20 protein-coding genes are annotated in these 21579 nt (G+C 61.5%); 15 read left to right on the forward strand and 5 right to left on the reverse strand.

Annotation, left to right across the window (positions count from 1 at the left end; all coding sequences use genetic code 11):
• Positions 1-48: 48 nt before the first annotated feature.
• Positions 49-978, reverse strand: coding sequence for an N-acetylglucosamine kinase (locus ABI796_RS09485; RefSeq protein WP_246095825.1), 930 nt, complete (start codon positions 976-978; stop codon positions 49-51).
• Positions 979-1172: 194 nt separating this feature from the next.
• Here ABI796_RS09485 and ABI796_RS09490 point away from each other — a divergent pair, with 194 nt between their 5' ends.
• The 6 genes from ABI796_RS09490 to ABI796_RS09515 all read left to right on the forward strand — a co-directional run bounded on the left by ABI796_RS09490 (position 1173) and on the right by ABI796_RS09515 (position 7052).
• Positions 1173-1895, forward strand: coding sequence for a GntR family transcriptional regulator (locus tag ABI796_RS09490; RefSeq protein ID WP_141284192.1), 723 nt, complete (start codon positions 1173-1175; stop codon positions 1893-1895).
• A 1-nt stretch (position 1896) separates the two neighbouring features.
• Positions 1897-2691 carry an IclR family transcriptional regulator gene (locus ABI796_RS09495; RefSeq protein WP_141284190.1) on the forward strand — a complete coding sequence of 265 codons (795 nt, stop codon included), beginning with the start codon at positions 1897-1899 and terminating at the stop codon, positions 2689-2691.
• 173 nt (positions 2692-2864) lie between these two features.
• Positions 2865-3650, forward strand: a complete 786-nt coding sequence (locus tag ABI796_RS09500) for an SDR family NAD(P)-dependent oxidoreductase (protein ID WP_246095824.1) — start codon at positions 2865-2867, stop codon at positions 3648-3650.
• A 44-nt stretch (positions 3651-3694) separates the two neighbouring features.
• Positions 3695-5380, forward strand: coding sequence for an FAD-dependent oxidoreductase (locus tag ABI796_RS09505; RefSeq protein WP_141284188.1), 1686 nt, complete (start codon positions 3695-3697; stop codon positions 5378-5380).
• Positions 5377-5667 carry a Dabb family protein gene (locus ABI796_RS09510; protein WP_141284186.1) on the forward strand — a complete coding sequence of 97 codons (291 nt, stop codon included), beginning with the start codon at positions 5377-5379 and terminating at the stop codon, positions 5665-5667. Before ABI796_RS09505 ends, ABI796_RS09510 begins: the two co-directional genes overlap by 4 nt.
• Positions 5668-5708: 41 nt before the next feature.
• Complete coding sequence (locus ABI796_RS09515; RefSeq protein ID WP_141284184.1) at positions 5709-7052, forward strand: MFS transporter; 1344 nt, start codon at positions 5709-5711, stop codon at positions 7050-7052.
• Here ABI796_RS09515 and ABI796_RS09520 read toward each other — a convergent pair.
• Genes ABI796_RS09520 through kynA form a run of 3 tightly spaced genes read right to left on the reverse strand, consistent with a single transcriptional unit; the run spans position 7049 to position 10098 of the window.
• On the reverse strand, positions 7049-7936 hold the full coding sequence (locus ABI796_RS09520) for a PaaX family transcriptional regulator C-terminal domain-containing protein (RefSeq protein ID WP_141284183.1): 888 nt from the start codon (positions 7934-7936) through the stop codon (positions 7049-7051). The genes ABI796_RS09515 and ABI796_RS09520 overlap by 4 nt on opposite strands.
• Positions 7937-7943: 7 nt before the next feature.
• Positions 7944-9182, reverse strand: a complete 1239-nt coding sequence (gene kynU / locus ABI796_RS09525) for a kynureninase (RefSeq protein ID WP_141284180.1) — start codon at positions 9180-9182, stop codon at positions 7944-7946.
• A 46-nt stretch (positions 9183-9228) separates the two neighbouring features.
• Positions 9229-10098: a tryptophan 2,3-dioxygenase gene (kynA, locus tag ABI796_RS09530; RefSeq protein ID WP_141284178.1), complete on the reverse strand. Its 870-nt coding sequence runs from the start codon at positions 10096-10098 to the stop codon at positions 9229-9231.
• 123 nt (positions 10099-10221) lie between these two features.
• On the opposite strand from kynA, the gene ABI796_RS09535 reads away from it, so the two are divergent.
• The 5 genes from ABI796_RS09535 (at position 10222) to ABI796_RS09555 (ending at position 14154) form a co-directional block, all read left to right on the forward strand.
• Positions 10222-10740 carry an HAD domain-containing protein gene (locus ABI796_RS09535; RefSeq protein ID WP_141284176.1) on the forward strand — a complete coding sequence of 173 codons (519 nt, stop codon included), beginning with the start codon at positions 10222-10224 and terminating at the stop codon, positions 10738-10740.
• Between the two features lie 181 nt (positions 10741-10921).
• Positions 10922-12127, forward strand: coding sequence for an inorganic phosphate transporter (locus ABI796_RS09540; protein ID WP_141284174.1), 1206 nt, complete (start codon positions 10922-10924; stop codon positions 12125-12127).
• On the forward strand, positions 12124-12345 hold the full coding sequence (locus ABI796_RS09545) for a hypothetical protein (protein ID WP_141284172.1): 222 nt from the start codon (positions 12124-12126) through the stop codon (positions 12343-12345). Before ABI796_RS09540 ends, ABI796_RS09545 begins: the two co-directional genes overlap by 4 nt.
• A 93-nt stretch (positions 12346-12438) precedes the next feature.
• Complete coding sequence (locus ABI796_RS09550; protein ID WP_174754566.1) at positions 12439-13605, forward strand: hypothetical protein; 1167 nt, start codon at positions 12439-12441, stop codon at positions 13603-13605.
• Positions 13606-13614: 9 nt separating this feature from the next.
• The gene (locus ABI796_RS09555; protein ID WP_141284170.1) at positions 13615-14154 is read left to right on the forward strand and encodes a dihydrofolate reductase family protein; all 540 of its coding nucleotides are present in this window, start codon (positions 13615-13617) and stop codon (positions 14152-14154) included.
• Here the strand turns inward: ABI796_RS09555 and ABI796_RS09560 are convergent.
• Positions 14148-14612 (reverse strand): hotdog fold thioesterase, encoded by a 465-nt coding sequence (locus ABI796_RS09560; protein ID WP_105693359.1) that lies wholly within the window; start codon positions 14610-14612, stop codon positions 14148-14150. The two genes, ABI796_RS09555 and ABI796_RS09560, sit on opposite strands and share 7 nt — an antisense overlap.
• Before the next feature lie 160 nt (positions 14613-14772).
• Here ABI796_RS09560 and polA point away from each other — a divergent pair, with 160 nt between their 5' ends.
• From polA to rpsA, 4 genes are all read left to right on the forward strand, one after another.
• Positions 14773-17415, forward strand: a complete 2643-nt coding sequence (polA, locus tag ABI796_RS09565; RefSeq protein WP_246095829.1) for a DNA polymerase I — start codon at positions 14773-14775, stop codon at positions 17413-17415.
• 105 nt (positions 17416-17520) lie between these two features.
• Positions 17521-18834 carry a GNAT family N-acetyltransferase gene (locus ABI796_RS09570; RefSeq protein ID WP_141284166.1) on the forward strand — a complete coding sequence of 438 codons (1314 nt, stop codon included), beginning with the start codon at positions 17521-17523 and terminating at the stop codon, positions 18832-18834.
• Positions 18835-18893: 59 nt separating this feature from the next.
• A complete protein-coding gene (locus tag ABI796_RS09575) occupies positions 18894-19853 on the forward strand; it encodes a polysaccharide deacetylase family protein (protein ID WP_141284164.1) in 960 nt (319 codons plus the stop codon).
• Positions 19854-20037: 184 nt separating this feature from the next.
• Positions 20038-21513, forward strand: a complete 1476-nt coding sequence (gene rpsA, locus ABI796_RS09580) for a 30S ribosomal protein S1 (RefSeq protein ID WP_011774756.1) — start codon at positions 20038-20040, stop codon at positions 21511-21513.
• The last annotated feature ends 66 nt before the right edge of the window (positions 21514-21579 follow it).

Genomic DNA, 21579 nt, shown 5'->3' on the forward strand with positions numbered 1-21579 from the left:
CCGGTTGGCTGAAGCGATCACCTGTCCGCTGCTCCAGAAGCTGCGGCTTCAATTCCTGATCAGCTGACGAGCCAATTCCACCGCACCATGAACCGGGGGCTGGGCCAAAATTCGGATGGAGGAAGGATCTTCCAAGGACACCTTGCGGGCCACTGCTCCGGCCAGTTGGCTCTGATTCACCAGCAGGGCCCCGGCCATCACCAATGGCAGATCCAATCCCAGTTCACCCATGACCTGCCGTGCCAGCGTGGCCAGTGAATGCGCGGCCTCAGCCTGGATCCGCAGGGCTGCAGGATCACCCTCCGCTGCCAGATCCAGAACGAGGGGAGCCAAACCTGCCCAATGGTCGGGTTCGGGTTTGGCATAGAAGGAGTCCATAAGCTGCAACGCATCCACGTTTGCCGTGGCAGACATCAAGGCCTTGACCAGGGTCCCAGGTTCAAGTCCGGCGTAGTATTCGCGCAGGGCCTCGCGGACGGCGTCCCGCACCACGGAGTAGCCGCCACCCTCATCACCCAACAGGTAGCCATATCCTCCGCTGCGGGCCTCGCGTCCGTCACGGTTCCGTCCCCAGGCCACCGAGCCGGTGCCCGCTACAACCACAGCTCCGACGTCCAGCCCGGCTGCAGCCAGCACAATCCGGGTGTCATGCACCACCTCGATCCTGGCACCGGGGAAATGCTCCGTGAGCAGGGCAGACAATACGGCGCGGCTTGCCGGTGTGTCTGCCCCGGCCGCTCCTGCACATACGGCCTCGATTCCCCCACCCACGCTTGCTGCGATCCGGCGAAGTACGGCGTCGGCTCCCTGGTGTCCCACCGAGGAGAGGTTGGCGCTGGCTTCGGTGATTTCGACGCCGGTGCCACCGGGGGCGCGCGTGTCGCTTTGTGCTGGATCGCCTTGGGCTGCGTCGGAGCGCACGGCGTGCGTTTTTGAGCCGCCAATATGCAGGCCGAGGACAGCGGGGCTCACAGGCATTCCGCCGGTTTGTTGCTGGTTCGCTGTATATTCTCCAACGGACGGTCCTTTGTTTCGAGTGCGGACTTTCTGACCAACATAGACCCCGGAACATCCGGTTCGCACCAGTGATGGCCTTCGGAAGCGGTTGGTGCAGACCAACCGGGTCAACATTGGCATAGACCAATGATCTTGTCCATAAGTAGGATGCCAATATGTCCAGCGATTCCACCCCGGCAACCCCCAAGTATTACCTCTTGAAAACTGAGGTACTTGGGCTCATATCGGGTCTCCATCCGGGGACGCTCATTCCCACTGAGCGTGCGCTGGCGGAAAAATACGGCACCTCCCGGACCACGGTCAGGCAGGCGATCAGCGAACTGGTTGCCGAGGGAAAACTGGGCCGCATCCAAGGCCACGGTACATTCGTGGCCCCACCGAAGGTGACCCACGTTCGCCAACTGACATCCTTCTCCGATGATGCACGCGCCCAAGGCCTGAAGGCGGACTCTACGTTGATTGCCCTCGATGTGGTGGCTGCAGATGCTGACGTTGCCGCCCACCTGGAGCTGGACCAAGGCGGATCCGTTACACGGCTGGAGCGCCTCCGCCTGATTGAGGGTGAGCCCTTGGCGCATGAAATCGCGTGGCTTCCGGGCAAGCTGCGCCGGTTCCAGTCCAGCCTGGCCTCAGCGGGCTCGCTCTACGCCGTGCTCTCTGACACTTATGGGATCCGCATTACCGATGTTGAAGACACTGTGGAAACCGCGCTGGCCGGCCCTGAAGACGTGAGGTTGCTCGGAATCGAAATGGGCGCACCGTTGCTGGTGGTCCACCGCCTGGCCCGCGATGCGTCCGGCGCTGCGATTGAGTGGACCCGCAGCGCATTCCGCGGTGACAGGTTCCGTTTCGTTTCAAGCATGAAGGCTGGTTACTGAGGTGGCCAATTCTTCTTCGGGTGAGTCCGTCATCCGCCGGGTGGTGCGCCTGGTAGGAGCATTCGACGACGCCCACCGCACCATGAGCGTGGCAACGTTGGCGCGTCGTTCCGGGCTTCCGGTGACAACCACCTACCGCTTGGTGGACGAGCTCCTGGGTGAAGGCCTGCTGGAACGCGAAGCCAACGCAGAAGTGCGGATCGGCACCCGCCTTTGGGAGCTGGTCTCCAGGAGCTCACGGATGGTTGGCCTGCGTGAAGCCGCCTTGCCGTTTATGGAAGACGTCCAATCGGTGGTCCAGCATTCCACCACACTGGGGATCCTGGATTCCGATGAAGTCCTTTACATCGAGCGCATCGGCTCCCGCGACTCCATGGTTGACATCACCAAGGTGGCCGGCCGCCTGCCGGTGCACGCAACATCCTCTGGCTTGGTGCTGATGGCTTACTCTCCACCTGCCTACCAGGACCTGTTTCTGTCACGGACCTTGGAAAAGTTCACTGACGCCACCCTGACAGAACCTGCCGAACTGCGCAGACACCTGGCCGGAATCCGCCAACGCGGCTTCGCCTCCATGCCCGGGATCATCGTCCCCGAGTCCAGCGGAATCGCTGTTCCCGTGTTCGGCCGGACAAACACGGTAGTTGCGGCGCTCAGCGTGGTGGTTCCCAGAAACGAGGAAAACCCTGCCGCCCGGGTGCCTGTCCTGATGACGGCAGCACGCGGAATCTCCCGCGCCTTGGGGTGGCGCGGAGAACTCAAGGGCGCCCTCCGGCAAAGCAACGGAAGTATCTGATTCCCATTCATCGGTAACGCTGTGGTTCCACTCACAGGCTCGCTGAGAGAGTGGAATCACGCAGGGCAACTCGCCCGGTCACCACACCAAGCGGCCCACAGGGGTCCATTCCGTGCTGCCCTGCATCCAACTGAGGTTTCAGCAGCCGCAAAGCCGCGGCAGGAGGAGTTGTGGTGGAAACAGCAACGCAGGCAGGAAAAAAGTCCCCGGAAGGGCGGATGGCAGGCAAGGTTGCCGTAGTCACCGGAGGCAGGGGAGACCTGGGCAGCGCCACGGCAAGGTTGCTCGCCGACCACGGCGCAACAGTGGCCAGCCTGGACCGTGCAGGAACACCTGCTGTGGGCGTCCACCCACGTATCACTGAGTACGACGTCGATGTCACTGACGAATCCAGCGTGATGGAAACAATCCGCACCCTCGAAGCGAAGCACGGAAGCACTGACGTCCTGGTCAATGCGGCGGGAATCATCGGCCCTGCAGGGGCCAGCCACACAGCCACTGTGGACGATTTCAATGTCATCTTCGATGTCAACGTCAAGGGCGTCTGGCTCATGACCAAGCACATAGTACCGGGGATGATTCGCCAGGAGTCAGGGAGCATCATCAACTTTTCCTCTATTCACGGTCTGACCGGTGGACGGAATGTCCCCCTGTACCACGCCACCAAGGGCGCTGTCCGGCTCCTCAGCAAATCGGACGCGGCAGCATACGGCGCCCACGGGATCAGAGTTAACTCCATACACCCCGGCTCAATGAACACCCGGATGAGCCGCCGCTCGGCAGAACAATCGGACATCGGGGCCGAGGCCTACTACAAGCAGCTGGTCGGTGGAAACCCGCTTCCCCGGCAGGGCGAACCTGACGAGATCGCCTACGGGGTCCTCTACCTGGCCTCCGATGAATCCAGGTTCACCACCGGTTCAGAGCTTGTCATCGACGGCGGCTACACCGCGGTCTAAGCCGGACCACCCCCATGACTCCACAGCAATTGAGAGGTACCACCATGAAGTTCATCAACGGCACACCAGCGGACACCTACGACGTAGTGGTTGTCGGTTCAGGTGCAGGAGCATTGACAGCGGCGGCGACGGCAGCACGGGCCGGCAAATCCGTCGTCGTGCTTGAAAAGACCGCGCTGCTCGGCGGCACGTCAGCTGTGTCCGGCGGCATGCTGTGGGTGGCGGACAACCACCATGCACGCGAAGCGGGCCTGAACGATTCCAAAGAGGCCGCCGCCCGGTACATCAGGGCCGTGGCACGCGGCCGCAGCCGTGAAGAGCTGCTGGATGCCGCCCTGAATTACGGCGACACCATGCTCCGCTTCACCGAAGACGAATGCGGCGTACGTTTCATCTTCCTGGATAACTTCCCGGATTATCGGCAGGACCTGCCCGGTTCCGTGGCAGGCGGCAGGACGGTTGAGCCTGAGCTGTTCAACATCCGCGAAGCACTCGGCGAGCTTGCAGTCCATGTGCGCTCGGACGGGCGGGCACCCTTCACCATGCAGGAATACGAAAACTGGGGTGCCTTCACCAAGTTCCCCTGGAAAGAGCTGAACCAGCGGCAGGAACAGGGCCTGGTGGCCAAGGGACAAGCACTTGTATCGATGCTGCTGGCCAGCCTTGTCCGTGATGACGCAGCACTGGTGATAGGGGCCAGAGGACATCGGCTGCTGAGCGAAGGCGGCCGGGTGGTGGGGGTTCAGCTCGAATCGGGTGAAACTTTCCATGCGAACGACGGCGTGGTCCTCGCAACTGGCGGTTTCGAATGGGACAAGTCCTTGGCGGACTCGTTGCTGGCTTCCCGGCTGTACATCATGTGCTCACCACCTTCGAATACAGGTGACGGGCTGAAGATGGCCCAAAGGATCGGTGCCCAAACCCGCGGCACCCGGGAAGCCTGGTGGGCCCCGATGTCCATCACCGGCGACACCCGCGACGGCCAGCCCATTGGCACCCTGCTCCGCTTCGAGCGGCAAGGTCCGGGTTCGCTCATGGTCAACCGCCACGGACGCCGCTTTGCCAACGAATCCCAGAACTATAACGACCTCGCACGGTGCCTGCAGTCATGGGATTCCCCCAACAACCAGACCCTCAACACCCCGGCGCATGTGGTGTTCGATCACAGCTACCTGGAGCGATACGGCGTTCTTGCCCACCGTGCCGGCCAACCGACGCCGGACTATTTGGTGGAAGCTCCCACCCTGGCCGCTTTGGCTGCAAAAATTGGTGTCCCCGCGGATAACCTCCAGGCCACGGTGGCGAGGTTCAATGAGTTCGCCGTTAAGGGACAGGATCCTGACTTCGGGCGTGGCGAAAGTGCCTACGACAAATACTGGGGCGACGACGATTGCCCGTGGCCCAACCCGTCCCTGGGTCCGCTGCAGACCGGACCCTTCTACGCCATGGAAGTGGTCAACGGAGCGTTCGGCAGCAACGGGGGAGTTGCCACGGACGGTTCAGCAAGGGTCCTTGACGTGGACGGGGAAGCAATTCCCGGACTGTTCGCCGCCGGAAACACCACGGAGAATGCCTACGCTGCCGGCTACCCGGGGGCTGGAGCCACTCTGGGACCCATCATGACCATGGGTTACCTCGCCGGCCGCACCATTGCCGGCCAGGAAGCGGACTACGTACCGGCAGAATTCTCCGGGGCCGGGGCCACGGCTGTTTCGGGAGCCGGGGCATGATCCGCCATACGGTGCTCTTCAAATTCAAGCCGGACTTTCCCGCGGCGGACCGTGCCGCGTGGATCCAGGGCTTGAACAGGATGGAGGGCAACATTCCCGGACTGTTGAGCCTCACCCATGGGCCTGATGTTCTGCGCCAGGACCGGTCATTCGACTATGCGATTGTGGCGGACTTCAACGCCGTGGAAGACATTGATGTCTACAACTTCCATCCACTACATGAACCGCTCAAGAAGTACTCATTCCCTAACAGCGAGCAGATCGTTGCCGTTGATTTCACGCTTTAGCTGAGGAATTTTTCCTCCTGTGCCATTCAAAGGAGAATCGCATGTCAAGCACCACCCGGCAGCCCACTGCGCTGCGCAAAACCCCACGGAAAGCGGCTTTGGCTTCCTTCCTCGGAAGCACGCTGGAGTACTACGACTTCTTTATTTACGGCTCCGCCGCTGCCTTGGTTTTCGGTCCGCTCTTTTTCCCCTCCGATGATCCCGCAGTAGGCCTGATAGGCGCATTCGCTACCTTTGGGGTGGCCTATGTGGCCCGCCCGGTAGGAGGACTGGTGATGGGCCACTTCGGTGACAAACTAGGCAGAAAGAAGATTCTGCTCATCACGCTGGGCATCATGGGATTTGCTTCCCTGGGCATCGGATTTCTGCCCGACTACAGCCAGATCGGCGTGTGGGCTCCCATCCTGCTGGTGGCGGGACGCTTGGCCCAGGGCTTTTCCGCCGGTGCCGAATCGGCCGGCGCTTCTACGCTGACCTTGGAACACTCTCCTGAAGGGCGCCGTGGATTCTTCACCAGCTTTGTCATGACCGGATACGCCTCCGGAATGGTGCTTGCAACCCTGGTGTTCATTCCCGTGGCTGCGCTTCCCACGGAAGCACTCATGAGCTGGGGCTGGCGCGTACCCTTCTGGCTTTCCATTGTGGTGCTGGCTATCGCCTATTGGGTGCGCACCCACTTGGACGAGACGCCGGTGTTCGAAGAGGCCAAAGACCATAAGGCAGTGGCACCCATGCCCCTGAGGGAAGTTCTGCGCTTTCAATCGGCAGATGTGGTCCGGGTGGTTGGCATGTCCATCATGTCCGTCATGCAAACCATCTTCACTGTCTTCGGCCTGTCCTATGCAACAGGTGCGGCGGGATTCGACAAAGCATCCATCCTCACCGTCAACGCCGTGGCAATCGGCCTGTCCATGTTCGTGATGCCTCTGACGGCCAGGATCTCTGACCGCGTGGGCCGGCGGCCTCTGCTTCTGACGGCGGCAATCGGGTGCTCGGTGACCATATTCGCCTACTTTGGGGCGCTGTCCACCGGCAACATCCTCCTGGTCTTCGCTGCGGCGTTCGTCAACATGACCCTGCTCTACTCCTGCTTCAACGGGATCTGGCCCGCCTACTTCGCTGAACTCTTCGCAGCCCCGGTCCGGTATTCCGGAATGGCCCTGGGTAACCAACTGGGGCTGGTGGTAGCCGGGTTCGCGCCGTTGATCGCCGGCCTGCTCCTGGGCAAGGGCAGCGACGGCTGGCTCCCTGTGGCCTGCTTCGCCGTCCTGTGCATGCTTATAGCAGGAGTATCCGCTTTCTTCTCCCGCGAGACTGCCAAGACGCCTATCGAACAGCTCGGTGAGCCGTACTGGCGAGGGATTGCGGTCAGAAACGCTGGCTAGTTCCCAGCAGCATGGAGCGTGTTCCGAACAAACGTCCCGCTTGGTTCGGCGTAGGCAGCAACTATCCGGTGGAACAAAGCAGTACCTTCGGCCCCGGGCCAGTCCGCAGGCAGGAATGCCGCCGGCAGCCCGGGGTCGAGGTACGGGATGATCCGCCACCGGTCAATGCACTGCACGTAGGTTGCGAAGGCCTCGGCAGAAGGGTCTACCCGTTGACCGGCCTGAAGGGGCGCGGCTGCGCCGTTTCCGTTGGCGTGCCGGGGCAAGCCGGCTGCCCCGTGCTCGCGGATGAAGTCTCTATGCAGCTCAGCTACCGCCTCCAGGTCCCACCACTTGGACGCGGCATCCTGCAGGCTCCCGCCCACCAGCGGAGTCTCCGCAACGAAGATCGTGGCCATGGCCCGCAGCTCCAGGTCCCCAAGGATCTCTTCCACCTCCAGCCGCAACGAATCAGGGCAGATCCACAAACCGGCGGCCACAGTCCCACAGCCGATCCAATGAAGCCTGCGGCGCAGTTGATGCCGCTTCTCGCGTTCAGTCTCAGGGATGGAGAAGGAGATCAGGCACCAGGGATCGGAGGCTGACATGCTTCGCGGGTTGTAAATCCTGCGGTCGCCGCGGGCCAGCATGGTTGCCGCGCCTTCGGTCAGCGTGAAGCCGGGCACACCATCGCGGGCGTCCTGCAGCACCACATCCTTCTTGCGAAGACGCCCCAGGGCAGTCCGGGTCACCGTTCCGGACGTGCCCAGGGCTTCCATGAGGACCACCATGTCCTTGGTGGACATCCAGCCACCGGCATCGCGCAGGTACAGCCCAATGACGGTGCGCAACAGTGACGTTGTACTCCCGGGGCGGGAGTCCATGTCATCAAGAACGGCACTCATTACCGGCTCACAGCAGATCTGAGAGGGCCTCGCGGATGGCCGCAACTCCCAGCTCGACCTCGGCGAAGCTCGTGCTCAGGGGTGAGAGGCCAATACGCAGGCCATGCGGGGGCCGGAAATCCGGGATAACACCCTTTTCCCAGAGCTTGGCAGTAACGTCTGCAAAGAGCGGGTGGTCCACCGTGATGTGCGAGCCACGCTCGGCGGGATTCCGGGGGCTGACGATTTCCGCACCCAAGGGCACCAGATGCTGCTCGGAGAGGGAAATCGCATACTCGGTCAGCTTGACCGACTTCCCGCGCACTGCATCCATTCCCACCGAGGCGATCAGTTCCAGCATGTCCTTCATCGGCTGCATGGCCAGCACCGGAGGTGTTCCGGTGATGAACCTGCGGATACCCTGGGCCGGCTTGTACGACTCCGTCATGCCAAACGGGTTATCTGCACCCATCCAACCCCAGATTGGCTGCTGCAAACGGTCCTGCTGCGAAGAATTAACGTAGGCGAATGCAGGAGAGCCCGGGCCGCCGTTGAGGTATTTGTAGGTACACCCGACAGCCAGGTCCACGCCCCATGCGTCAAGTTCCATGGGCACGGAACCAACGGAATGGCACAGGTCCCACAGCATCAGCGCTCCGGCCCGGTGCACCTTGGCGGTGATTCCCTGGGCGTCTGCCAAATACCCGGAACGGTAGGCCACATGGCTAAGGACCACTACCGCGGTCCGTTCGCTAAGAAGACCGTCCAGGTCCTCTGCGCGGACACCGCTTGCAGGATTCGAAGCAATCCACGTGATCCTTGCTCCGCGTTCCCGGGCAATGCCTTCAATGATGAACCGGTCCGTGGGGAAGTTGTCACGGTCAATGATGATCTCGTCCCGGCCCGGCTGGGAATCCACGGCTGCGCGGATCATTTTGTAGAGCATCACCGAGGTGGAATCACCCACGGTGGTCTGCCCCGGAGCGGCACCCAGGGTCACTTCACCGATGCGGTCTCCCACGGCAGTGGGCTCATCCATCCATTGCTCGTCCCAGCCGCGGATGAGGCGGCTGCCCCAGGCGTCGTGGACGAATGACGCCAGATTCGCGGAGGTGACCTTCAGCGGACGGCCAAGAGAGTTGCCATCCAAGTAGGAGGCGAGCTGAGCGGCGTCGGGCGTGTAGAAAGCCTCGCGCTGGGCGGCGAGGGGATCGGCGGCGTCCAACTCGGCCGACGTCGGCTGGTGGGTCTGTTGTGCTGTGGTCATTGTTCCTCCTGCGGAAGTGTTGGGCGGCAGAAGCCGGGAGGGGAGATCAGTTGCCGATCTCGGTGCGGACGGCATAAAGCTCAGGAAAAAATGTCAGGTCCAGGGCCCGCTTGAGGAAGTCCACTCCGGAGGATCCGCCGGTGCCTACCTTGAAGCCGATGGTGCGCTGGACGGTCCGCAGGTGACGGAACCGCCAGGCCTGGAAGTTGTCCTCTATGTCCACGAGGTCCTCACAAGCTTCGTACAGCCCCCAAGGGGTGTCGTCCGATTCGTAGATTTTCTGGAACACAGGCACGAGGTCCCTGCGCAATGTCCACGGCTCGCTGGTGTCCCGGTCCAAAATGTCCGCAGGGATCTCATAACCGGCGCGGGCCAAAACCTTCAGGAAAGCGTCATACAACGTGGGCTCATCCAGGAGGCGGCTGAGCAAGGCATGAGCCTCAGGCTCGCTTTCGAAGACACGCAGCATCCCGCGGTTCTTATTACCCAGCAGGAACTCCACAGCCCGGTATTGATACGACTGGAAGCCTGAGGAGCTCCCCAGGAAGCCGCGGAACTGGGCGTACTCACGGGGTGTGAGAGTGCCGAGGACGGACCATTGCTCAGTCATGGTTCGCTGGATGGCCTTGACCCTGGCGATGCATTTGAGCGCCTTGCCGAGGTTGTCGGCGTCGAAAAGCCGCCGGGCTTCCAGCAGCTCGTGCAGAACCAGCTTCAACCAAAGTTCACTGGTTTGGTGCTGGATGATGAACAGCAATTCATCATGGTGCTCAGGCTCGCTGAGAGGGTGCTGGGAACTGAGCAGGTGGTCGAGGTCCAAATACCCGCCGTAGGACATGGCGTGCCGGAAGTCGGTACGGACGCTGTCTTCAATTTCGCGGACGCTTTGGGCGGAATGGACTGTGGGCTTTTCCATGCATTGAGAATATCACTTGCATGACGAACGTCAAGAGAATGATTCTTCCTGTTTGGCGCGCTCAGCTCGCCTGATGTGTTCTCGCGTAGGCTGAATCCCAACCGTCGGGGAAGGGGAAGTGACGTGAGGGCAACCCAAGGCGCCGCTGCGCCGGTATCGGTCTATCTGGATGTCGACGGCGTGGTGAACCCGTTCAGTCCAAAGGGAACCACCGACTGGGGCAGCGAATGGAGCTTTGCTGACGCCGGGATCCTCGATGTCGCATTTGCACCGGAGGTTGTTGCTGAACTCAATGAGATCGCCCTTCACCCCGCTGCCCGCTTTGTTTGGCTAACGACGTGGGAAGGTCTCGCGCCGGAATTTCTCTGCCCGGCCATAGGACTGAACGGACAGCATTGGCCTGTGCTCACCAGTCTGGGCTGGGATGAAGGCCCCGAGTGGTGGAAATTGGTGGCTCTCCAAAAAGATCTGGAAAGCGTGGGGAGCGAGCGGATTATCTGGCTTGACGACCAACTCAGCCAGGACGCCGAGGCCCTGTCCTGGGCTGAATACCAGCAAGACCGTGTGCTTTGCATCTCACCGGATCCCCGCAAGGGTCTCTCCCGTCGCGACCTCGCGGCTGTCAGGGCGTATCTGGGGTGAAGAGAAGCCTCAGCACGTTTGTCCGCTCACCGGAAGGCACGTAGGATTCTTAAGGTTTCAAGCCCGCCAGAGTGAATCCCGCAAGCCGAGTCAGTTGAACACTTGCTGAACTATGCTGTGGATGGCAGGTACGGGGAAGTGAAACTGCTGAACGTCGTCGACTCTGCAGATTGGGCAACAGGTGGATATCACCTTCATGGTCGCGCTGGTAATAGCGTTGGCCCTATTTTTTGACTTCACCAACGGGTTTCACGACACTGCCAACGCGATGGCTACACCCATCGCAACGGGGGCGATCAAGCCCAAAACGGCCGTCGCCCTGGCTGCTGTGCTCAACCTAGTCGGCGCATTCCTTTCCACGGAAGTGGCCAAGACCATCTCCGGCGGACTGATCCGGGAAGGATCAGAAGGCATCCACATCACTCCGGACATCATTTTTGCCGGGCTTATGGGCGCCGTCCTTTGGAACATGATCACCTGGCTCAAGGGCCTGCCATCAAGTTCCTCGCACGCCCTGTTCGGTGGCCTCATCGGCGCAGCAGTGGTGGGCATCGGCTTGCACTCCATCAACTTCGAGACGGTGCTGCAGAAGGTGATCCTCCCCGCCATCTTCGCACCCCTCATTGCAGGCCTGGTTGCGTACATCTGTACCCGCCTCGCCTACGCCCTGACCTCACGGCATGATCCCGAAACAGGTGACAAGCTCACCCAGAAGCGTGGCGGATTCCGCACCGGGCAGATCTTCACATCCAGCCTGGTGGCCTTGGCACACGGCACAAACGATGCCCAGAAGACCATGGGCATCATCACCCTGGTCCTCATTGCCGGCGGCACGCAGGCCCCCGGCAGCGGTCCGCAGTTCTGGGTCATTGCAGCCTGTGCTTTCGCCATCGCAATCGGTACTTACGCAGGCGGCTGGCGCATCATCCGCACCATGGGCTCTGGCCTCACCGAGGTGAAGCCCGCGCAAGGTTTCTCCGCTGAAACCAGCACCGCTTCGGCAATCCTCGCCTCGTCACACCTGGGTTTTGCCCTTTCCACCACGCAGGTCGCATCCGGCTCGGTCATTGGCTCAGGTCTTGGCCGCAAGGGGACATCCGTCCGCTGGGGCACGGCAGGCAAGATCGCCCTGGGTTGGTTGTTCACTCTTCCGGCATCTGCAATTGTCGGAGCGTTGACAGCGCTCCTGGTGAGCATCGGCGTCGTGGGTGTCGTCATCGCCGCCGCGGTGGGCACGGCTGCTGTTCTGTTCATGTTTGTCGTGTCACGCCGATCGCACGTTGGCCACCACAACGCCGTTGAAGTCGAAGAAGCCGGCCACGCCGTGCGGTTCCGCAAGAAGAAGAAATCCCGAAAAACCACCACCAGCGAGGATGTGCAGCGATGAAATGGTTGGAATTGCTGCAGGTGGGCGGAGTAACCCTCGTGTCCGCAGTGACCTTGGTTGTGCTCTATTCATTGGGCGTCCGCCTCACGGCAATCGCCGGTGACGCCCAGCAAAAGTCGCCCGGTGTGGTGCGTTCCCTGGCCTACGTATGCTTCGGCTTCTGCGCAGCTGCCGTACTCTTTGGCATCTATTTGATCGTGCCCTATTTCGCCAAATAGCTGTTTCTGGCCGTCTGGTCCTCCGAGGAGAATAATCAGCAGTGTAGTTATGCATTTTGCTGCGTTTTTTGATCCGGCAGATATGGGGCCGACATGTCGTTCCGAACCCGGGAACAGTTCATTGGACTGGCGCTGGTTCCCGCTTTGTTCCTCGGACTTTCGGCCTGCGTTGCTACCGACCCTCTCCCGCCGGCCTCCACCCTGGGTTCAACGCCTGCAACCCCCACCGGCAACAGCGACTTAGCGCCCACCGCGCAGGCTCCCAGTGCACAGGACTCCCATGCACAGGACTCCAGTGCACAGCACGCTTCCACCGCACCGGCTTCCTCTGCGCAGGTTCCGTCCGCGTTAGGTTCTTCGGCGGCGGGAATCCCGTCGCAGCAGAGCTCTCCGCAGCCCTCCTCTCCAACGGAACCAGCCGCCTTAACGGAACCAGCTGCGCAAGGGTTCACGACGCCGGCTCAACCCACCGCGCAAGGGTCCACCACACCGGCGCAACCCACCGCCGTCGTGCCGTCCGGCAGTTCCACCAGTGGCGATCAAACTGAAGGCACTCCGGTGCCGGAGGCACCTGCCACGGCCTCCTTGCAGGAACCCACCGTGGTGAGCTGGCTCCCCACGGGACCTATCGGATCCAATGATCCTGCCCCGGGCCAGAGGTACCTCATGCTTCAGCAATTCCAGTGCGATGCCTTGGCTCAAAGCCTGGAAGGAGCAGCGGACGCCGCGGTCTGGACTGCCGGCGCCGCCGTGTGCCGTGCCCTGCAGACCGGCAAACAGGATGACTGGCAACAAGCGTCCATAGCGGTGGCCAAAACCCCTCGGATCCCGCAAAAGCAGTGTCTTGAATACCGGGTGGCGGCGGCCACGGCATGGGCCGTGGCCCAGTATCGCAGCAATCCCAAGAGCATCTTCAAAGCCGAGACCGCTCCGGGTGAGGCGTGCCCCCGGCAGTTGCTCGGGCTGACGGTAGTGGACGGGAACCTGCGGCCCGTGGTTGGCCTGCCGCGCGCGTCCGGCCCCGCATCAGGGGGCACCATTGTCCGGCTGGACGGCTACTACGTTCGGGCAGGGAGCGTCCTCTTCGATGGGATTCCCACCGTTCCGGACATTGTGGCCGGGGGAGGGGACTACCAGGCGCTGTATCTGCGGATGCCGCCGGCTGAGGGCAGGGAGGCCATCCGGATTTCCATTACGGACACAGCTGAGGTGGCCGGAACGGTAACGTTCTTCTACGACGATCCGGCACCGTTGTCCTAGTCTGGGGCCATGTCGATTTTTCAGTACTACGTAGCTTCAACCATTGATGGCTTCATCGCTTCGCCGGATGATGACCTTGGCTGGCTTCTGCAGTTCGACCACGTAGAGGGCGTCAATGAAAGCATCGAGACGTTTATGGCGGGCGTCGGATGCATCGCCATGGGCGGGGACACTTACCGGTGGCTCATGGAGCACGAGCCCGGTAAGTGGCCGTATCCGGACACACCGTGCTGGGTCTTTACCCACCATGAATACTCGGCACCGCCAGGATCTGACGTCACTTTTGTCCGGGGCGACGTGCGCGAGTTCGCGCCGGACCTGCTCAAGGACGCAGGAGACAAGAACGTCTGGCTGGTCGGCGGCGGTCATCTGGTAGCGCAGTTCGCCAACGCCGGCCTGCTTCACGAGATGATCGTCACCATCATTCCTGTGGTGCTGGGTGCGGGAAAGCGGCTGCTGCCGCTCAACGGCCCGACGCCGCCACTGGAGTTGGTTTCTTCGAAGATCCTTGGCGGGGCGGCAGCAGAACTGCACTACCGGCTTCAGTGACGGTTATCCCGGATCATGTTGGTGATCCGGGCCGTTGAGAGGCGTCGGCCTTTGTCATCGGTGATAACAATTTCGTGGGTTGCCAATGTTCCGCCCAAGTGAATGGCGGTACACGTGCCCGTCACGGTACCGCTGGCAACTGATCGGTGATGGGTCGCGCCCACCTCGATGCCCACGGCGTGGCGGCCCCGGCCAGCATGAAGGGAAGCTGCGAACGAACCCAGGGTCTCGGCAAGGACCACATGCGCGCCCCCATGCAGGATGCCGGCCACCTGAGTGTTTCCCTCCACCGGCATGGTGGCTACCGTACGTTCGGCGCTCATTTCGGTGAACCGGATCCCCAGTTTCACCACGAGGGCACCAACCCCATGTGCTGAGAGCCAATCGTGGAATTCTTCGGGAACCCCGGCTTCATTGAGTTCGTCGACAAACCGGTTCGGCGTGAAATTGTCCATCATGCCAACTAGGCTGGCACCTGTGAGTGAAACAACCAAACCGGACCAGGTTCCAACGGCCCAAGCTGCTGCCATCGCTACAGCACCCACCCCCTCTGCCTCAACATCCACCAGTGCCACGGGGGAGGGCCGGCCACGCTTGCTGGTCCTGGATGGCCACTCCATGGCTTTCCGGGCTTTCTACGCCCTTCCTGCAGAGAACTTCTCCACGGCCAGGGGGCAATACACCAACGCCGTGCACGGGTTCACGTCAATGCTGATCAACCTGATTAAGGACCAGAAACCCACCCACGTGGCCGTGGCCTTTGATGTCTCCGACGACACCACTTTCCGTAAAGCTGAGTACAGCGAATACAAAGGCGGCAGGAACGCCACTCCTGCCGAGTTTGCCGGCCAGATCGGCCTCATAGCGAAGGTGATGGAAGCCTGGGGCATCAGGACCATTGCCATGCCCGGGTACGAAGCAGACGATGTCCTGGCCACGCTGGCCGCACAAGGCGACGCTGCCGGCTTTGAAGTCCTCCTCGTTTCCGGAGACAGGGATTCGTTCCAGCTCATCAATGACAACGTTTTTGTGCTCTACCCCAAACAGGGTGTGAGCAACATTCCCAAACTGGACGCCGCGGCCATTGAGGAGAAGTACTTCGTCAAGCCCGGCCTGTACTCGGACCTCGCCGCCCTGGTGGGCGAATCCGCGGACAACCTTCCCGGCGTACCGGGCGTTGGCCCCAAGACGGCTGCCAAGTGGATCAATCTCTACGGCGGCCTTGAGGGCATCCTGGAAAACCTGGACGCAATCGGCGGCAAAGTTGGCGGGGCCCTGAAGGAAAACCTGGAGAACGTCAAGCGGAACCGCAGGCTCAACCAGCTGCTGACCGATCTTGAACTTCCGGTTACGTTGGAGGACCTGCACGAGCCAAGGCCGGATCGCCAGGCGATTGAGGAGCTTTTCGAGGAACTCGAATTCCGCACTCTCCGGACCCGCTTGTTCGATCTTTACGGTGATGACACCGCCGGAGCGGCACCGGACACCATTGAGGCCCCGGAATACTCTGTTATCACGGACGCCGCGGAACTTGAATCCTTCTTCGCAGCAGGGTCGGGCGTGCGTTCGGCGCTTGCAGTACAGCTGGTCCCCGGACGCATCGGGGAGGACGCGAGTGCCCTGGCAATCGTCAGGAACAACGGCGCCGCCTACATCGAGTTGACGGCCCTGGACGCCGCTGCCGAGTCGGTTCTGGCCCGTTGGCTTACGGATCCCGAGGAAGCCAAGGTGCTCCACGAGTTCAAGTCGGCTCTGAAGGCTCTGCACAACCGTGGACTCGGCCTGGAAGGCGTGGTGGATGACACCTCCATCTCCGGCTATCTGATCCAACCGGACCGCCGAAGCTATGACCTCGCTGAACTTGCCCAAGTCCATTTGAAGATCTCACTGGCAACGGCAACAGCCCCGTCGGGGCAGCTGGAGCTGGACCTCTCCGGTGAAACAGACCAGGCGGCCGCCGCAGCGCTGGTCCAGCATGCCGCCGTCGTGCTTGCACTGAGCAAGCACTTCGAAAAGGAGTTGGCCGAGCGCAAGGCTGACGCACTCCTGACAACCCTGGAGCTCCCCGTGGCGCGGGTGCTGGCCCAGATGGAACTCACCGGTATTTTCGTGTCCACGGACCGCATGGACGAGCAGCTCGCGGATCTGACCAAGGTGATCGAGAACGCCCAGGAGCAGGCTTTTGCTGCAATTGGTCATGAGGTAAACCTCGGTTCTCCCAAGCAGCTCCAAACCGTGCTTTTCGAGGAACTGGGTCTTCCCAAAACCAAGAAAATCAAATCCGGCTACACCACGGACGCGGCATCCCTGAAGGGGCTGCTGGAGAAAACGGGCCACGAGTTCCTGATTCAACTCATGGCACACCGGGAGTCCTCCAAGCTGGCCCAGATGGTTGAGACCCTCAAGAAGTCCGTGGCGGAGGACGCCAGAATCCACACCACCTACGCGCAGAACATCGCAGCTACCGGCCGCATCTCGTCCAACAATCCAAACCTTCAGAACATCCCCGTCCGCAGCGAAGAAGGCCGCAGGGTCCGCGGCATCTTCGTTGTCAGCGAAGGCTATGAGTGCTTGTTGTCGGCGGACTACTCGCAGATCGAGATGCGCATCATGGCCCACCTTTCCGGTGATGAGGCATTGATCCAGGCCTACCGCGATGGCGAGGACCTCCACCGTTTTGTTGGGTCGCGGATCTTCAACGTAGCTCCTGACGAAGTCACCAGTGCCATGCGCTCGAAGGTCAAAGCAATGTCCTACGGCCTTGCCTACGGACTGACCTCCTTCGGATTATCCAAGCAGCTGGAGATCTCCGTGGATGAAGCACGGACATTGATGAAGGACTACTTCGACCGTTTCGGCGGGGTTCGTGACTACCTGCGCGGAGTAGTGGATCAGGCGCGGACCGACGGCTATACGGCCACCATTGAAGGCCGCCGCCGCTACCTGCCGGACCTGACCAGCACCAACCGCCAGGCCCGTGAAGCCGCCGAACGCATTGCGCTGAACTCACCCATCCAGGGTTCCGCAGCGGACCTGATCAAGCGCGCCATGCTGGGCGTCGCGGCCGAGCATGCCAGCCAAGGACTCAAATCGCGCATGTTGCTTCAGGTGCACGACGAACTTGTTCTTGAGGTTGCCCCGGGAGAACGCGAAACCGTGGAGAAGCTGGTCATCGAACAAATGGGCTCGGCCGCTGAGTTGTCGGTCCCGCTCGATGTTCAGATCGGTATTGGTTCGAGCTGGTACGAGGCCGGGCACTAACCAGGCACGGGATCCAGCCAATCCAGGCACGGATTCAATCGAACGCCGGAGGGCGCGCCGCCGAGATGGTGGCGTGCCCTCCGGCGTCTGACTAGGCTCAAGGTCGTGGCCGATCCCAATGAAAAAAAGTCCGGTAAGTACACCGTCCAACGATTCCCCGCCGTAGCTGATCCCCGGCACGCAGGCTACAGCCGATGCGCCACCTGGGTGCAGGCCGTCTCCCATGGATTCCACCAGCAGCGCCGCGATGACGAGTATTTGGCCAAGACGCTGGCGTCCTATGAAGCAGACCAGCGCGAGCTCACGGGTGTGTACGTCAACGGCAGCGTGCCGGACCACTCTCTGGGTGCCGAGGTTCCGGTGGCAACGTACGCCACTATGCGCAAGGCCTTGAATATCGGTTTTGGCCGTCAGCTGCAGGCCAACCTCGTCACTGCCGTGACCGTCCGCGGCACCCACCGGCGGAATGGAATCCTGCGGGGCATGATCACCGCAGATTTGGAAGCCGCCAAGGATGATGGCCTCGCCATGGCAGCTCTAACTGCCTCCGAGGCGTCCATCTATGGGCGGTTCGGCTTTGGTGTTGCCACGTTCGAGAGAAGCATTAAGGTTGATACCGGCCCACGGTTCCAGCTCCGTGGACTTCCGGAAGGCACTGTTGAAGTGGCCGATCCCTCGGTGTTGATGGACGTGGCCCCGGAGGTCTTTGAACGTGTTCAGCGGCTATCCCCGGGGTCGGTGGACCGGCAGGAATACTACCGATTGCTCGCTTCCGGTTCCATTGGTCATGATGGCAAACCGGATACCTCAGTCCGCTGTGCGCTTCATTATGATCCGTCCGGCTCCTTGGACGGCTACGTTTCCTACCGTTTCAAGGGGTGGGAACACAAGCCGTACACCATGGAAATCGTAGACCTCGTTGCGGCAAGTAACGCAGCATACCTGGATCTGTGGCGCTTCCTGGGCAGCATCGATCTCATTGATGAAGTGACGTGGGCCGAAGCTCCTGTTGATGACCCCCTGGCCTGGGCATTGGCCGATCCCCGGTGTATTGATGCTTCTGAAATTCGCGACATGCTCTGGCTTCGGATCCTGGATACTCCAGCCGCCCTGCGGGCGCGAAGCTTCCCTGCTGCAGGCAGGCTGGTGCTGGAAGTCAGCGACGCTTTGGATATGGCGGGTGGGACCTGGGTTCTGGAGTCCGACGGCGGTGCTGCCGCCGTCGTCACTGAAGCCTCCGGCGAGACGCCGGATCTCAGCCTTGACGTGGCCGATCTCGCGTCCATCTATCTGGGTGCCGTCTCGCCGGTAACCTTGGCAGCGGCCGACCGCATCAAGGAACACACACCCGGAGCCTCCTTCCTGGCACAGCAACTGTTTGCTGTGGAACGGTCCGCGCACTGCCTGACGCACTTCTAGGCCGCGTCAACGAACAATGCTTGTAAAAATCACATAGTCACCATCAGATAGGGACATCCATGGGGGATTCCAAGCGGCGGCCTTTGGCTGGCCGGCGATCAGTGCTGCTTGGAATGGCGGGCCTTGCCTCCGCTGCCTTGACAGCGTGTACGGACAGGGCTGCCACTCCGGTCGCTCCGGATGCCATCACACCTCAGCCCACCATCCCGGCCACGGGTCCGGCCACTGCGCCGCCTTCCGTAGCCGCCAGGTCCAGCGAGCAGGCCGCTGCGGCCATGGCCCCGAGGCAGCCTCCTGCTGGCGGGGTACCATCCGCCCCGTCCAGGCAGCAGATCGTCTCTGAGTTCGCCGGAAGGCACCCCAAGGAATGGGGACTCCACGTGACGGGCGTAGTGAACCGTTCCCGGTCCAGCAAAGTTGCCTTGACCTTTGATGCCTGCGGCGGTCAGGGCGGGGCGGGTTGTGACCACGCACTCCTGCAAACCCTGCGTCGACTGAATGTCCCCGCAACGTTGTTCATCAACAGCAGGTGGATCCACGCCAACCCCGCACTCTCGGCAGAATTGGCCGCCGATCCTTTGTTCGAACTCGCCAACCACGGCACGGCGCATCTCCCGCTTTCGGTCAATGGCAGGGCCGCTTACGGCATCCAGGGCACCACCTCAGTGGCTGCGGCTTACGAGGAATTGATGGGCAACCAAGCCGTTTTGCTGGAGCTCACTGGAAAGGTCCCGCAGTTTTTCCGTCCAGGGACAGCGTTTTACGACGAAGTCGCCGTGGAGATGACCCGAAGGCTGGGGATGCTGCCGGTCAACTTCACCGTCAACGGCGACGGCGGTGCCACGTTTTCGGCAGCTACTGTTGCTGCGGAAGTGGGGCGGGTAGCGGCCGGGGACATCGTCATTTCACACTTCAACAGACCTGCTGCGGGCACCGCAGGCGGCTATGCAAAGGCGTTGCCGCAGCTGTTGGATCACGGAGTCTCCTTTGCACGCCTTGGAGACGTACTGACGGTGTAACACTCCTTTTGACCCTGCTTTGCCAATGCGACTAGAATAAACGGGCGTGTACTACGTGCATGCATCCATTTTGTATTAATCCACAAATCAGGATGACCCGGTAATTTGCCGCGTTCTGCCGTCCGGACCCGGGCGGCAGCGGTTTGCCTGACCGACTAACTATCCACAACGGAGCCCCTACTACATGACCATCACCTCCACCGAGAAGCCCGGTACCCCCGTAGTCGCCATTAACGACATCGGTACCGCTGAGGACTTCCTCGCAGCTGTCGACGCCACCATCAAGTACTTCAACGACGGAGACCTCGTCGAAGGTACCGTCGTCAAGGTCGACCGCGACGAAGTTCTGCTCGACATCGGTTACAAGACCGAAGGTGTCATCCCTTCCCGCGAGCTTTCCATCAAGCACGATGTTGATCCCGGTGACGTCGTCGCCGTTGGCGATCAGGTCGAAGCTTTGGTTCTCACCAAGGAAGACAAAGAAGGCCGTCTGATCCTCTCCAAGAAGCGTGCTCAGTACGAGCGCGCCTGGGGCGACATCGAGAAGGTCAAGGAAGAAGACGGCGTCGTTACCGGTACCGTCATCGAGGTTGTCAAGGGTGGCCTCATCCTGGACATCGGCCTGCGCGGCTTCCTGCCCGCATCGCTCGTGGAGATGCGTCGTGTCCGCGACCTCGCTCCGTACATCGGTCAGCAGATCGAAGCCAAGATCATCGAGCTGGACAAGAACCGCAACAACGTTGTTCTGTCCCGCCGTGCATGGCTCGAGCAGACTCAGTCCGAGGTTCGCTCCACGTTCCTCAACAAGCTGGAAAAGGGCCAGGTTCGTCCGGGCGTTGTTTCCTCCATCGTCAACTTCGGTGCATTCGTGGACCTGGGCGGCGTAGACGGCCTCGTTCACGTTTCCGAGCTGTCCTGGAAGCACATCGATCACCCGTCCGAGGTTGTCGAGGTTGGCCAGGAAGTCACCGTCGAGGTCCTCGAAGTGGATCTGGACCGCGAGCGTGTCTCCCTGTCGCTCAAGGCTACGCAGGAAGATCCGTGGCAGACCTTCGCCCGCACCCACGCCCTCGGCCAGGTTGTTCCGGGTAAGGTCACCAAGCTGGTTCCGTTCGGTGCGTTCGTTCGCGTCGAAGACGGCATCGAAGGCCTCGTGCACATCTCCGAGCTGGCTGTCCGCCACGTGGAGCTCGCAGAGCAGGTTGTCTCCGTTGGCGACGAACTGTTCGTCAAGGTCATCGACATCGACCTCGAGCGTCGCCGCATCTCCCTCTCCCTCAAGCAGGCTAACGAGGGCGTTGACGCTGACAGCACCGAGTTCGATCCCGCTCTGTACGGCATGGCCGCTGAGTACGACGAAGAGGGCAACTACAAGTACCCCGAGGGCTTCGACCCCGAGTCGAACGAATGGCTCGAAGGTTACGAGACCCAGCGTGCAGCTTGGGAGCAGCAGTACGCTGACGCCCAGACCCGCTGGGAAGCTCACAAGAAGCAGGTTGCCCAGCACGCTGCTGACGACGCTGCTGCTGCAACGTCCGGCGAAAGCGATTCCGGCACCACGAGCTACTCCTCGGAGCCGGCTGCTGCTGAGTCCAACGCCGGCACCCTGGCGTCCGACGAAGCACTCGCCGCACTGCGCGAGAAGCTGACCGGCAACTAATTCCGCCTCCCTCACGGGATGTGCTGAATAGCCAAAGAAGGACCCCTGCCTCCGGGCAGGGGTCCT

The sequence above is a fragment of the Paenarthrobacter aurescens genome (assembly GCF_041549525.1).
Taxonomy (GTDB): domain Bacteria; phylum Actinomycetota; class Actinomycetes; order Actinomycetales; family Micrococcaceae; genus Arthrobacter; species Arthrobacter aurescens.

Bases quoted from the DNA above. Each gene is read 5' to 3' on its own strand.
- ABI796_RS09485 (WP_246095825.1), bottom strand. From the start codon at position 978: ATGCCTGTGAGCCCCGCTGTCCTCGGCCTGCATATTGGCGGCTCAAAA.
- ABI796_RS09490 (WP_141284192.1), top strand. From the start codon at position 1,173: ATGTCCAGCGATTCCACCCCGGCAACCCCCAAGTATTACCTCTTGAAA.
- ABI796_RS09505 (WP_141284188.1), top strand. From the start codon at position 3,695: ATGAAGTTCATCAACGGCACACCAGCGGACACCTACGACGTAGTGGTT.
- ABI796_RS09510 (WP_141284186.1), top strand. From the start codon at position 5,377: ATGATCCGCCATACGGTGCTCTTCAAATTCAAGCCGGACTTTCCCGCG.
- ABI796_RS09515 (WP_141284184.1), top strand. From the start codon at position 5,709: ATGTCAAGCACCACCCGGCAGCCCACTGCGCTGCGCAAAACCCCACGG.
- ABI796_RS09520 (WP_141284183.1), bottom strand. From the start codon at position 7,936: ATGAGTGCCGTTCTTGATGACATGGACTCCCGCCCCGGGAGTACAACG.
- kynU (WP_141284180.1), bottom strand. From the start codon at position 9,182: ATGACCACAGCACAACAGACCCACCAGCCGACGTCGGCCGAGTTGGAC.
- kynA (WP_141284178.1), bottom strand. From the start codon at position 10,098: ATGGAAAAGCCCACAGTCCATTCCGCCCAAAGCGTCCGCGAAATTGAA.
- ABI796_RS09545 (WP_141284172.1), top strand. From the start codon at position 12,124: ATGAAATGGTTGGAATTGCTGCAGGTGGGCGGAGTAACCCTCGTGTCC.
- ABI796_RS09550 (WP_174754566.1), top strand. From the start codon at position 12,439: ATGTCGTTCCGAACCCGGGAACAGTTCATTGGACTGGCGCTGGTTCCC.
- ABI796_RS09555 (WP_141284170.1), top strand. From the start codon at position 13,615: ATGTCGATTTTTCAGTACTACGTAGCTTCAACCATTGATGGCTTCATC.
- ABI796_RS09560 (WP_105693359.1), bottom strand. From the start codon at position 14,612: ATGATGGACAATTTCACGCCGAACCGGTTTGTCGACGAACTCAATGAA.
- polA (WP_246095829.1), top strand. From the start codon at position 14,773: ATGGCTTTCCGGGCTTTCTACGCCCTTCCTGCAGAGAACTTCTCCACG.
- ABI796_RS09575 (WP_141284164.1), top strand. From the start codon at position 18,894: ATGGGGGATTCCAAGCGGCGGCCTTTGGCTGGCCGGCGATCAGTGCTG.
- rpsA (WP_011774756.1), top strand. From the start codon at position 20,038: ATGACCATCACCTCCACCGAGAAGCCCGGTACCCCCGTAGTCGCCATT.